Origin of the sequence: Cellulosilyticum ruminicola JCM 14822 (assembly GCF_001311925.1) — a bacterium.
Lineage (GTDB): Bacteria > Bacillota > Clostridia > Lachnospirales > Cellulosilyticaceae > Cellulosilyticum > Cellulosilyticum ruminicola.
Genome location: NZ_BBCG01000021.1, coordinates 40,115 through 54,120 on the forward strand (window position 1 = coordinate 40,115; position 14,006 = coordinate 54,120).

6 protein-coding genes, 2 tRNA genes and 1 pseudogene are annotated in these 14,006 nt (G+C 33.8%); 2 read left to right on the forward strand and 7 right to left on the reverse strand.

Features of this window, described 5'->3' with window-relative positions; translation table 11 throughout:
- Positions 1–15: 15 nt before the first annotated feature.
- The 6 genes and pseudogenes from JCM14822_RS09030 to secA all read right to left on the reverse strand — a co-directional run bounded on the left by JCM14822_RS09030 (position 16) and on the right by secA (position 9,084).
- The gene (locus tag JCM14822_RS09030; RefSeq protein ID WP_054741671.1) at positions 16–267 is read right to left on the reverse strand and encodes an aromatic acid exporter family protein; all 252 of its coding nucleotides are present in this window, start codon (positions 265–267) and stop codon (positions 16–18) included.
- Between the two features lie 100 nt (positions 268–367).
- On the reverse strand, positions 368–4,816 hold the full coding sequence (locus JCM14822_RS09035) for a stalk domain-containing protein (RefSeq protein WP_054741672.1): 4,449 nt from the start codon (positions 4,814–4,816) through the stop codon (positions 368–370).
- Positions 4,817–5,255: 439 nt separating this feature from the next.
- Positions 5,256–5,328, reverse strand: a tRNA-Val gene (locus JCM14822_RS09040).
- A gap of 6 nt (positions 5,329–5,334) precedes the next feature.
- Positions 5,335–5,408 (reverse strand) — tRNA-Met (locus tag JCM14822_RS09045).
- 390 nt (positions 5,409–5,798) lie between these two features.
- Complete coding sequence (locus JCM14822_RS09050) at positions 5,799–6,158, reverse strand: hypothetical protein (RefSeq protein WP_054741674.1); 360 nt, start codon at positions 6,156–6,158, stop codon at positions 5,799–5,801.
- 356 nt (positions 6,159–6,514) lie between these two features.
- Positions 6,515–9,084, reverse strand: a pseudogene (gene secA, locus JCM14822_RS09055) (preprotein translocase subunit SecA).
- A gap of 336 nt (positions 9,085–9,420) precedes the next feature.
- Here secA and JCM14822_RS09060 point away from each other — a divergent pair.
- Entirely contained in the window at positions 9,421–11,184 is a 1,764-nt protein-coding gene (locus JCM14822_RS09060) for an ABC transporter ATP-binding protein (RefSeq protein WP_306307323.1), read from the forward strand.
- The gene (locus JCM14822_RS09065; protein ID WP_054741678.1) at positions 11,181–12,968 is read left to right on the forward strand and encodes an ABC transporter ATP-binding protein; all 1,788 of its coding nucleotides are present in this window, start codon (positions 11,181–11,183) and stop codon (positions 12,966–12,968) included. The genes JCM14822_RS09060 and JCM14822_RS09065 overlap by 4 nt, the downstream gene beginning before the upstream one ends.
- A 68-nt stretch (positions 12,969–13,036) precedes the next feature.
- On the opposite strand, the gene hpf is transcribed toward JCM14822_RS09065, so the two are convergent.
- Positions 13,037–13,582 carry a ribosome hibernation-promoting factor, HPF/YfiA family gene (gene hpf / locus JCM14822_RS09070; RefSeq protein WP_054741680.1) on the reverse strand — a complete coding sequence of 182 codons (546 nt, stop codon included), beginning with the start codon at positions 13,580–13,582 and terminating at the stop codon, positions 13,037–13,039.
- Positions 13,583–14,006: the final 424 nt, after the last annotated feature.

Sequence of the window (14,006 nt, forward strand, 5' to 3'; positions counted from 1 at the left end):
TTATCTTGCTAGGGCCTACAAAGGAAATACAATAGCATGAAAGTCTATTACCTCAAACAAAACAGTACCTATAGTTAAAGCGATTACAGTGGCGATAAGCCTTCTTATAGCAATTTGGCATGAAACTCTTTTGGTATCTTGTATGCTTAATATAGTGATAATCCCTGCTGAAGCACTAAATGCAAGTCCCATTATTTCAGCTAAGACCATTGCTACTGCTGCACCCACCCAAGTTTTAACTGTTCTAAAACCAATTACATTTTTCAATTCATCTCAGTTCTTTTTCTTTTTATCGTTCCACATTGTAACACAATTTTCATAGCCAACAAAAGGCCAGAGTACATTAATATACCCTGGCCCTTTATAATTATTTTACAATTTCAATTGCTTTACTACTTCCAACCCAAAGAACATTTGCACCAAGTTTCTCTGATATATAACGAATAGGAACTAATGTTCTTGAATCTTTAATCTTCATGCCATCTTCACTGTTTACTGTAACAACTTGTCCATCTAAATAAATTTGAACTTGTTTTTTCTTACTATCCCATTTCACCTCAGCGTTAAGCTTCTCTGCTATAAATCTTACTGGCACCATGGTACTGCCATTAATAATTTGAGGTGCAATGTCATTTGTAACACTCTGATCATTTACATTGGAAGTCTTATCTCCAATTGTCATATTAATTTTAAGAAGTTCCTTAGCTTCTACCAAAACATAATTACCTGCTTTCGCTACTCTAGCTGTAAATATCTTTGTCTCTGCATTATAACTACCGCCTAATTTCACTGTACTTACTTTGCCCTCTTTATTCACTTCATATCGCACAAGTGTTAGCCTGCTTGGATTAATGTTTGAGACTTTTGATAAATCAAAGCTTACTATAGCAGGTTCTGTGAAACTTGTTACTACTTCATCAGTATTTACTTTAATTTCTGCACTTACACTTCTATCTCCTACAAGTTTAAGTGCATCTGCCTCACTAAATGCTTCTTGTACATTTTTGTAATCTGCTTCGTTAGCATTTGTTACTTGGACTGTTAAAGCTTTTTCTTTATGAGTTACTTCATTTAATAAAGTTTGATTCATTGTAAAAGTTAGTTTTTCTGCTTTGAATGCTGCATCTAATCGATTTGTAATTAAGTTCACTACAGCTTCTTTATTAAGTGCTATCTTTTGATCTGCATTTACTGTAAATACAGGCGCTTTATTTTCTTTAATAGCTGTTTCAATATCTTTGTTGTAGTCACTTGTTACAACACTCACTTTACTGCCTGAACCTTTAGAGCCACTTGAACTATTTGGTTTATTTGTATTTTCAGAACCAGTTGTGCCACCTGATATATTAGTGCCAATTTCATTTCCAATTGTAATTACTGTTGGATTTGGATTTCCTGTAAAGATTGTTCCTACACCTTCTGCTGCATAAGATGTAAGTTTTAAGTAATCGCCCATATCAATGCTACCATCTGCTGCAATAGTAGGTATTACTGTTTCTAAACTTGTGAACCAATTATCTTCTACTTTATCCCCTTTATTATTTACGCCATTTAAATAATTAGTAGTACTTGCAAGACTGCTTTGTTCTCTTAAATTAATTGCATCATTTTGTGTACCTTTATATGAAATAAAGTTATTTAATCCCCATGTTGTTTTACTTGCATTTGTGTTAAATTCAAGATTTTTACCGCCATTATTAAATGAAATAACATGGTTTACAAGACAGCTTGGGTTACTGTTACTAAATACACCATTTTTACCATTTCCAAAAGAAATACTATCTCTTAAGACATGGGCAACTGGCATACTTTCACCACCAAGTTTAAAACCATTACCTTCACCATTAAGACTGCCATATGTTAACTTACCATTTGCATAAGCGACACATTTTTCAATAAGCACTTCACCAATAACGCCCGTTGTTGACTTAGCGTATAAATCCCAACCATCATCAATATTATGATGTGAAATACAATAGCGGAATATATTCCCTTCACCTACTGTAAGTTTAGCTGCAAATCCATCTGCATCATTAGCTTGTGCATCACAGCTATTATACACTTCACAGCTTTGAACTAAGTTATTCTTTGGCCATAACACTTTATCATCTAAGTGACTGCCACTAATTTGTACACCTGTATTTCCAGTATCATGTACAGTTAACTTTTCTACTGTATTTGAGTTACCAGTAATATGTACACCCACTCCGCCTGCATTTTTAATCTCCATATCATATACATGCCAGTAATCGCCAGCTAATGCAATACCTACACCGTTGCATTCTTTAAAGTCTAAAACAGCTCTTTCATTTGGACTAGACATCAATACAATTGGTTTATCTATAGTTCCATTATGCCCTCGATTTACTGTAATTGTTTGATTCAAGTTATATGTACCACCTAAAAGAACGATTTCTTGACCTGGCTGAGCATAGTTTACAGCTGTAAAAAGATCCAAAGGACTTGCTTTAGTGCCCTCATTATTTGATGTTCCATTTGGTGCAACATAAATCGCATTGGCTTCTGTCCCAAATGCTTTATAGTTAATTTCAAATTCACATTGAATAGCTTCATAAGATGTTAAATCTTCATATTCTCCTAACAAACCATTTTGTTCTTCTTTTACAGCTGGTGTATAAACTGCTGTAAATTTATTTTGGCCTTTATGGAGTTTTAAGTTTGTTACACCTCTAAATGCATTTGCATCCGCTTTTGTTGGATCAATGGCAATATCTTTAGCAACTACTTTTCCTTCACTATCTAAAACATCAATTTTTCCTATATAATTTGATTTAAACCCTACTTCAAAATCTGAAGTACCACTTGTTGTTGAACTATTAAGCATAAATACTGGTTCTTTATAAGCCATAGGTCTTTCTTGCTTTGGTTCATCTTCTTCTGGAGTAATTGTTGTAAAGTTTATATCTTTAGCTGTTACAGTAATCTTACGACTTGCACATATGCCTACATAATATTTGTCTTTTTCTTGTTTTAATAATAAATCTGGTTCATAACAAATCACTTCATCTGATTTTTCACCTGTTTGATTATTAATCATAGAAGCATGGAAACCTGTATTGCTTTTTCTAAGTGTTAATGTATATTCTTCTCCATCTTCAAAGCGAGGTGGATTGGCATTTTTAACTGTACCATCCTCATTATAGGTCTTATAGTCTTTTTTGAAATTCCAATCAAACGGTACTGTATCAATCGTTTTTCTGCTACTACTTGAAACTGTATTCTTACCTGTATAACCCGTTACAAAATATCCGCCTGGTGCTCCCATAATGCTGCTTACTGCCCCATCTACAGTGCGGCTATATTTTCTAAACATGGCCCCTGCAGAATTAAAATAACGCGCTGATGAATCACCTGCTTTAAGCGAATCAATAGCCATTACACCAAATCCAGATTGATTATCTTTTTTAGCCGAATCATCTACATGGAAAGTTGCTGTAAGCGTAAAGTTTTCTGTTTTTGGATCAATTTCTGTGTAGTAATAAAGGAACCCATCTTCACTATCTGCCAGTTTACCTCCAGAACCATTTCCTACTTCTACAGCTCTTATTGTCACAGAACCATCTGGGTTTTCATCAATATATCCAGATGCCCCAGAGCCAACTATAGCTGACATAAAACGTTCTTCTTGATTGGCTAATATTTTGTTTATTTCTTTAACAACCATTTCACCATCTTGATTATAGGCTTCAACTTTTACACTGTATTTGGTACCCGGTATAAGATTTAAAATACTACATGTTGATTTTCCTGTTTCTTCAACTAACTCATAGTCTGCGCCGCCCTCTTCTTTAATATATACTTTATAGGAAACAGCACTTCTTACATCATCCCAATCTACATTTAAAGAAGCATTTTTTCCGGTTTTAACATTCGTAAAGTTAATTTCACCTAAAGGAATTTTAATCATTTCTGTTTTTGCATCACTTGAAATAGCTTCTTTTGCCCCTTCTCTAATGGCATCACATACTACTGTATATTCTCCGCTCTTACCGGGTTCAAAACTTACAGTTGCCTTACCATCTTCTAATGAATCTATTACTTGAGTAGCTTGTAACTTTTCATCTGCATAAAGTTTAACCCACAGTTTATCTGTAACTTTATCTGCAATTTTTCCCGCAACTGTTACATCTACTTTTGCCTTATCGACTTCATTATTTATGATTTCCACTACTTCAGGTTTTTCAATGCCTTCAGTAGTAACTTCCTTTGTTTCACCTTCTACAATACTTGCATAATATAAATTGACACTCTTAGGAGAATAAATATAATATGTACCACCTTCTTCTAAAGAAGCAGTTTGAGCTGGAAGTTTTTTGTCCTTATCAGAAATATTTGAGCTACCTAAGGCTATCATCCTAGCAACTTCATTTCCTTCTGCATCATAAATGCAAATAGGTCTATCATCATTACCACTACTTAGGGCATATAAAGTAACATAAGCCGGTCCCTCTACACTAAACGCTAAGCTTCGGAATGTTTTATCTCCTGCCCCTCCAAGTTTAACGCGTTTTGTTAAGCTTTGATGATATTCACTCATTTGCTCATTATCATCAATTGTAACCGTTTTCTCTGATGTTGCTTTAAGAACAAATTCTCCACATTGTAAGTCTGATTTTAAAGCATTATCTTTTTCTAATTTACTTGCGTTAAATACCTTTACCTTTCCCTCTTGCACTTCTATTTGGCTGCTACTTGTTGTTTGAGCCACTATTTTATTAATGTACATTGCCTCAGTATTTTCTGCACTTCTTTCATCTATTACACTTGCTGAAAGTGGCATACTCCCTACAATCATTGCTGTTCCAAGTACACCTGCTACTTTTTTCTCATACTTTTGCTCATGCTATTTCCTCCTTAAGTCAATCTTACTTTCATAATTTATTTATGCTTGCTTCGATTTTCACTACTTAACTACAGAACTTTTACATCTTATTTTAATTTATTGGCTAATATAATTCATAATTTAACTTCTTTAAATTATATAATAATTTTTATAATTCAAAACACTTTTTATAATTATATTTAATATTTATTAAATTTATTGTTTTTTTATTTCAATTTCTAAACCTTTTCATAATAAACACCAAATTTAAATTTTATATTTTATATAAAATTCTTTTTATATCTTTATGTAATTTTATCATATATCAAATTCCATTTTTATCTCTATTCATTTTTGAAAAAAAATTATAACATAACAAAAGGCCCTGTCATTTGACAGGACCTTCTTAAAGTGGTCGCTATAGGGCTCGAACCTATGACCCCCTGCTTGTAAGGCAGGTGCTCTCCCAGCTGAGCTAAGCGACCATATAGTAGCGGAAGAGGGATTTGAACCCCCGACACCACGGGTATGAACCGTGTGCTCTAGCCAACTGAGCTATTCCGCCATATTATTCATTTTCATTCCGTGCTTCAAGCACATATATATTATATCCTGTTACTTGTCATAATGCAAGTACTTTTTTATTTTTTTACAAGTTTTTTATTTTTATGTCACTCAAATTTTTCCTTGTATGAGTTTTAGAGTTTTATCTCATACTAAGTTTGTAACATAAGACCTTATAAATAATAACCTTCATACATTGAATGTTTATTTATATACCGTTTTATGTTATCTGTCATACTTTAGCGATTCCTCACCCTATTAAGTGGTAATATATCAAATTCCTTGGATAACTTCCTAAGAAATCTTATAGTACCATGCGGCATTATTATCTCAAAGAATAAATGAGGTCACCCATTCCATGTGACCTCATTTATTCTTTGAAAGCAGACTTTTAAAAAAGTCCCTTCTCCTCTAAATACTTAATAAGTCTTTTATTATAGATTTCAAATTCCTGTGCACTTTTCTCACGATCTCCAGGAATTGTTGGTGAATACACTATGTATTCTTTGAGTACCTCTAACTTTTCTTCTTTTCCATTTTCATAAATACGCCCATGTAAATGACCCCTTGTTGAATTAATTGCATAATACTCTAAATAATTTCCTTTATCATTATTCCCTACAACCCACTTAATACGCCAATTATTACAATCTGCAATAGTCCTTCTGTTACCCACAAATAACTCTTTATCTTCAATAGTAATTTGCCAAGGTGCAAAAATTCTCTCAAATAAGTTTTTAATTTCTTGCATAAAATATACCTCCAATCTCAATACCACCTTTTCCTATAATTTACTATTAGTATACGTACTACCCGTCCATATTTATGATTTTTATTTATTTTTCTATCTTGTTCACAAAACATGTTCTATTTTCTATACAACATGCATAAACACCATTGCATAATATAACTAAAAACACAATCTCACAATTACTTAAAATACATCCTATACCCCACTTTAATACATGTTATACTAGATTCATCACTCGCTACCCTAGCTTCACTACATTTCTATACCACTTCATCGGAAGATATTACTTCCATACTATAATTAGTCATAAAAAAATAATGAGAGTCTCAAGCTTAGACTCTCATTATTTCTTCTATTTATTTACCACAGCAGTCTTTGTATTTTTTACCACTGCCACATGGACAATCATCATTCTGCCGATTTTTTCTTTTTTAACGACTGGTTTTGCTCCTAAGCTTTCATCTGTATGGTTTATAGCTACTGGCTCTGCAACTCTTTCACGCTTAAGTTCTTTATCACTTACTTTTCTAATATGGTAAAGTGCTTTAACTGTTTCTTCTTGAATGTTGTGTACCATTTCTTCGAAGATATCAAAACTTAAGAAACGATATTCTACAAGTGGATCTCTTTGACCATATGCTTGAAGATTAATACCTTGTTTCATTTGATCCATATTATCTAAATGATCCATCCATTTTTGATCGATTACTTTAAGAAGGATTACACGTTCAATTTCACGAAGTTCATCGCCAAATTCTGCTTCTTTTTCATCATAGATTTTATCTGCTGCCGCATTTAAATCTTCTTTTAATTTTTCTACTGTAAGTCTTTCTTGTTCTTCTTTTGTATAACTTATATTTTCAATTGGAATGATTGAACGAAGATGTTCCATCATACTTGTTAAATTCCATTCTTCAGCGTATTCAATACCATTAGTTGCATTGTCTACTACATTAGAGATAACTTCTTTTGCCATATCTCTAATTTTGCCACCAAGATTTTCATTTTTAAGAACTTTGTAACGTTCACCATAAATGATTTCTCTTTGTTCATTCATGATTTTATCGTATTCTAGCAAGTGTTTACGTACACCGTAGTTATTTCCTTCAACTTTTGTTTGAGCTCTTTCAATAGCTTTTGTAAGTATTCTATGTTCAATTGGTTCATCATCTGGAAGACCAATTGCATCGAACATTTTAAGTGTACTTTCAGGTGTAAAGAGTCTCATTAAGTCATCTTCAAGTGCAAGATAGAATCTTGATTCCCCTGGGTCTCCTTGACGTCCTGAACGTCCACGAAGCTGATTATCGATACGTCTTGATTCATGACGTTCTGTACCAATGATTTTAAGACCGCCTAATTCTTGTACGCCTTCTTCAAGTTTAATATCAGTACCACGACCAGCCATGTTTGTAGCAATTGTTACTGCACCTTTTTTACCTGCAAGTGCGATAATTTCAGCTTCTTGTGCATGGTATTTCGCATTAAGTACTTGGTGTTTTACACCTTCTCTTTTAAGTAATTTACTTAAAAGTTCTGATGTATCAATTGTAACTGTACCAACTAATACTGGTTGTCCTTTTGCATTAGATTCTTTGATATCTTCAATAACAGCTTTGAATTTAGCAGCTTCTGTTTTGTATACCACATCTGCATGGTCAATACGTTGAACTGGTCTATTTGTAGGAATTACGATAACATCCATTCCATAAATATCTCTAAACTCAGACTCTTCTGTTTGAGCTGTACCTGTCATACCTGCTTTTTTAGCATATTTGTTGAAGTAGTTTTGGAAAGTAATTGTTGCAAGTGTTTGACTTTCTTTACGTACTTCTACGCCTTCTTTAGCTTCAATCGCTTGGTGGAGACCATCAGAATAACGACGTCCATCCATTAAACGACCTGTGAATTCATCTACGATTACGATTTCACCTTTTTCATCTACGATATAATCTTTTTCTCTGTGCATTAAGCTATGTGCTTTAAGTGCAATATTAATATGGTGTTGGATTTCCATATTTTCTGGATCAGCTAAGTTTTCAAGTCCAAAGTATTGTTCTGCTTTTCTAATACCATCTTGTGTTAAAGTAACAGTTTTTTGTTTTTCATCTACTACGTAATCGCCCTCTTCTTCGATTTCTTCACGCATTAATGTAGACATAGCTGTTTCTTCCCCAAGAAGTCTACCTTTTGTTAAACGGCGAGCAAAAATATCTGCTGCTTTGTACAGATGAGTTGATTTAGACCCTTGTCCTGAAATAATAAGAGGTGTACGCGCCTCATCAATAAGAACAGAATCAACCTCATCGATTACAGCATATGAAAGTTCTCTTTGTACCATTTCTTCAGCATAAAGCACCATATTATCACGAAGGTAATCAAAACCAAACTCATTATTTGTACCATAAGTAATATCGCAGTTGTAGGCTTCTCTTCTTGTTGCATTATCCATTTGGCTTAAGATACAACCAACTGTAAGTCCAAGCCATCTATAGAGTTCACCCATTTCCTCAGCATCACGTTGTGCAAGATAATCATTAACTGTTACTACGTGTACACCATTGCCTGAAAGTGCGTTAAGGTAAACTGGCAATGTTTCTGTTAAAGTTTTACCTTCCCCTGTTCTCATCTCTGCAATACGCCCATTATGCAGCACAATACCACCCATAATTTGTACGCGGAAATGTTTTTTACCAAGCACACGCCATGCACCTTCTCTACATACAGCGTAAGCTTCTGGTAGAATATCATCTAATGTTTCACCATTTGCAAGACGATTTTTGAATTCTTGTGTTTTTGCTTGAAGCTGTGCATCTGTAAGTTTTGTCATGGCTTCATCATAAGACTCAACTTTTTGTACGATTGGTTCAATTCTTTTGAGTTCTCTTTCTGAGTGAGTCCCAAAAATTCTATCGATTAGTTTCAAATTTTTCACCCTCTTTTATATATTTAAATGCATTTATGCCTAGCTCTGTTTAGCTCTAAATTTATATTATAAAAATGTTGTAAATTTATAATAAATGTTAGCTCTAAGTATACCAAATATTATACATTTTTACAACCTGACTACCTAGCCAATTATAGCCATTCTATTATATTTAAAATTCTATTATTTTTCAATTGTTTCAGATAGTTTTTGGAACATGCTACTTTTTATAACATAACAGGCTCCTTATTTCTATATATTATGGATATTCCTATTAAATATGGCAAAAATAATTCCTATGTAAATTAAAATTATTTAACTCATATTTAATAGGTGGTGACCTCTTTGCGTAAACTCTTACATTTTCTTAAACCCTATACCGTACTTATTGTCATAACTTGCTTACTACTTTTATGTCAAACAATCGGTAACCTCTCTTTGCCTAGGTTCTTGTCTAATATTATTGATAACGGCATCACTGCTGGCAATATGAATTATATCTTACGTATCGGTGTCTATATGATTTTTGCAGCAATTCTCACTTCTGCTGTAGGAATGGGCGCAATGTATACCTCATCTAAAGTAGCCATGTCCGTAGGCAGAGATCTTAGACATGCTCTTTTTGAAAAGATAGAAAGCTTCTCTTTAGGTGAATTTAATAATCTCGGTACTTCTTCACTTATTACAAGGACTACCAATGATGTATATCAAGTGCAGCAGTTAGTCGTTATGTCCTTAAGGCTTATGATTATCGCACCACTTATGGCTATAGGCGGCATTGTAATGGCTATTTCTACAAACGCCAGTTTATCTCTTACACTTCTTGTCTCTGTGCCCGTTTTAGCTCTTGTTATCTTTGTCATAGGCCGCAAGACAGTGCCCCTTTATAATCAAATTCAAACAAAACTTGATAAAGTAAACTTAATTTTACGTGAAAACCTAACTGGTATCCGCGTTATTCGTGCCTTTAATAAAACCAAATATGAAGAAGAACGCTTTAAAGAAGCCAGCCTTGACTTAACCAATAATGCCATTGGTGTTAATAAACTTATGGCAATCTTAATGCCTGGTATTATGATTGTCTTAAACCTCACAACTGTAGCTATTTTATGGTTTGGTAGCAGGAAAGTCAGCAATGGCTTATTAGAAGTAGGTTCCCTTATAGCTTTTATTCAATATGTCATGCAGATTATGTTTTCCCTTGTTATGCTCACCATGATTTTTGTACTCATTCCAAGAGCCTTAGCTTCTGCTAATCGTATCTCTGAAGTTCTAGGTATTTTAAACAGCATAACAGACAAGGTAGCTCCTTCTGATATCTCTACGCCTTCATCACTTACTCGCGCCCATCTTCGTTTTGAAGATGTTTCCTTTACTTACCCTGGAAGCCAAAAACCTATTTTAAGTCATATTTCTTTTGATGTAGGTCCTGGTGAAACTTTAGCCATTATTGGTGGAACTGGTTCAGGTAAAAGTACACTCCTTAATCTAATTCCTAGGTTTTATGATATTACCTCTGGGCGCATTTTAATAGATAGCTTAGATATTAAAGACTATTCTCTTACAGATTTAAGAAAAAAAATAGGCTATGTGCCTCAAAAGAATTTCTTATTTAGCGGCTCTGTCGCAAGTAATTTAGCTTTTGGTAAAGAAAATGCTACAGAAGATGAATTGACTAAAGCATTAACAACTGCTCAAGGTATCGACTTTGTCTCAAGTATGCCAGAAGGCACCCATAGTCCTATTACTCAAGGTGGTACCAATGTATCTGGTGGTCAAAGGCAACGCCTTGCTATTGCAAGAGCCCTTATGAAAAATGCAGAGTTTTATCTTTTTGACGATAGCTTTTCTGCCCTTGACTTCAAAACAGACTCACAGCTTCGCAAAGCTCTTGCTGCTGATGTAACCAATTCTGCTGTAATCATTGTTGGGCAACGTATTACCTCTATTATGCATGCTAATACCATTTTAGTCCTAGATGATCATACAATTGTTGGCAAGGGAACACATAAAGAACTTCTTAAAAATTGTAAGACTTATAGAGAGATTGCAGAATCTCAACTTTCTAAAAAAGAGCTAGAAGGAGGTCATGCCTTATGATGAAGTCTGGTAATAAATCTCATGGCAGCGTTGCTAAAGCTAAAGATTTTAAGGGCTCCTTATTACGTCTTTTAAGCTATCTTGGCCCTAAAAGCAAACAACTTTTTGCAGTTATTCTTTTAAATATTATTAGTACAATCTTTTCAGTTATTGCACCTAAATTCGTAGGACGTGTGACAACATTCCTTTTTGCAGGTGTAGCTACTGGTACCTTTGATTTTAATAGCATTATAAACACCTTGCTTTGGCTTACTGCCTTTTATATTTTAAGTGCACTTTTCTCTTACTTTGCCCAATACGTTATGGCGGATGTAGCCCAACAAACCGTGTTTAATTTAAGAAAAGAAGTAGATCACAAACTTAGTAAACTGCCACTTAAATATATTGACGGACATTCTACAGGAGATTTACTAAGCCGTGTTACCAATGATATTGATAATATTAGTACCACACTGCAACAAAGCTTAACACAGATTATTACTTCCGTTATTACTATTATTGGCGTTATTGTAATGATGCTCACTATTAATCCTGTGCTTACTTTAATCGTACTCATTACTTTACCATTAGGCGCTGTATTAAGCCGTCCTATTATCAAACGTTCTCAAAGCTACTTTTTAAACCAGCAAACACAGCTAGGACTTCTTAATGGACATGTGGAAGAAGCTTATACAGGGCATACAGTTATCAAAGCCTTTAATCAAGAAAATCAAAGCATGCGTAAATTCACTGAACTTAACGACTCTCTTTATGAAGTCAGTGTCAAAGCCCAATTTGTTTCAGGACTTATTATGCCTATTATGAGCCTTGCAAGTAATTTAGGTTATGTTTTCATTGCTGTACTTGGGGGACAATATGTTATAAGTGGCAAGATTTCTGTAGGGGATATCCAAGCCTTTATCCAATATACAAGACAATTTATGCAACCTATTAATCAAGTTGCTAACATCGCCAACATTCTTCAATCAACTGTAGCTTCTGCTGAACGTGTCTTTGAAATACTCGATGCAGAAAATGAAGTTCCTGAAGAGGTCGCTCCTGACTCTATCTCAAATCCTAAAGGACAAGTTAGCTTCGATCATGTTAAATTTGGCTATGATCCAAATAAACCACTTATGCAAAACATTTCTTTCATAGCTCATGCTGGACAAACAGTAGCTGTAGTAGGACCTACTGGAGCAGGTAAAACCACCCTTATTAATCTACTCATGCGCTTTTATGAAATTCAAGATGGCAGCATTAATATAGATGGTATAGATATTACTAAACTTAGACGTGGTGATTTACGTAACCTATTTGGTATGGTACTTCAAGATACTTGGCTCTTTAAAGGCAGCATCAAAGATAATATTGGTTACTCCAAAGAAAATGCTAGTTTAGAAGAAATCAAAGCAGCTGCTAAAGCTGCTTTTGCGGATCAGTTTATTGAAACATTGCCAGATGGTTATGATACTTTAATTAACGAAGAAGGTTCTAATATCTCACAAGGGCAAAAGCAGCTCCTCACAATTGCCCGTGCCATATTAGCTAATCCTACTATCCTTATCTTAGATGAAGCTACTAGCAATGTAGATACACGTACAGAAGGACATATTCAAAAGGCTATGAATCGTCTTATGGAAGGGCGCACTAGTTTCGTCATTGCCCATAGACTCTCTACAATCAAAAATGCGGATATGATTTTAGTTATGAAGCAAGGCACTATTATAGAAAAAGGTACACATGAAGAATTGCTTGCCGAAAGCGGTCTTTATGCAAACCTTTATAATAGCCAATTTGCTTAAATGATATTTTTTATATTTTAGGACATCAAAAAAGGCTGTAGCACTTTTATGCTACAGCCTTACATTTCTTATTCTTCATCAAGCACTGGCTCGATTAATCCGTATGTACCATTTTTTCTCTTGTAAACTACATTTACTTCTTCTGTCTCTGCATCTAAGTATACGAAGAAATTGTGTCCTACAAGTTCCATTTGAAGTACAGCTTCTTCTGCATCCATTGGTTTGATTGCAAATTTCTTTTTACGATTAATTTTAAGTTCTGCAGAATCATTTTCTTCTACTTCTTCACGAAGGAAGTCTGGTGTAAATTGGCTAATACCATTTCTATGTTTATTTTTTAATTTATGTTTGAATTTGTTAACTTGTTTCTCGATAACAGCTACTGCATCATCCATAATGTTATACATATTTTTGCCTTCTACTTCAGCTCTTAATACAGTTCCATTAAATGGAATTGTAATTTCAATAATATGACTAAGTTTTTCTACAATAAGAGTTACTTGGGCTTCAACACTATCATTAAAGTATTTATCAAGTTTTTCTAATTTTTCTACAACTGCACTTTCTAATGCATCTGTAACTTCAATATTTTTTCCGATAATATTGTATTTCATATGTATCTCTCCTTTCAACCACTCGCCATCACTTACCTATCTATCTACAATGCTGTAAGTGTAACCCAGTGGCTCCCTGTTGCTTAAATACTGCTTTTACTTCTTCTAAAGTAACTGGGTATATTATATATATTCGACGTCTTTTGTAATTTTCCTTCTTTTATATTTAAAAATATTTTTTATTTTATTTGAGATAATTTCATAATTTTTATCCCTTGATTTTACAATGTTTATATTGCATATAAAAAACAGCCTCCCCCGATTCGATATACATTTTAAGCAAATAATCCACATCGAAAGGAGTAAACTGTTAAATATGTATCGGCAACAATCTTTAATTACTTTAGACGAATTTTACGAATTGAAACCCTTACTAAACTTGAGGCTATATTGACTTTTATTGATTTTACATTTTTTCTTAAAA

Bases quoted from the DNA above. Each gene is read 5' to 3' on its own strand.
- JCM14822_RS09065 (WP_054741678.1), top strand. From the start codon at position 11,181: ATGATGAAGTCTGGTAATAAATCTCATGGCAGCGTTGCTAAAGCTAAA.
- JCM14822_RS09035 (WP_054741672.1), bottom strand. From the start codon at position 4,816: ATGATTGTAGGGAGTATGCCACTTTCAGCAAGTGTAATAGATGAAAGA.
- JCM14822_RS09050 (WP_054741674.1), bottom strand. From the start codon at position 6,158: ATGCAAGAAATTAAAAACTTATTTGAGAGAATTTTTGCACCTTGGCAA.
- hpf (WP_054741680.1), bottom strand. From the start codon at position 13,582: ATGAAATACAATATTATCGGAAAAAATATTGAAGTTACAGATGCATTA.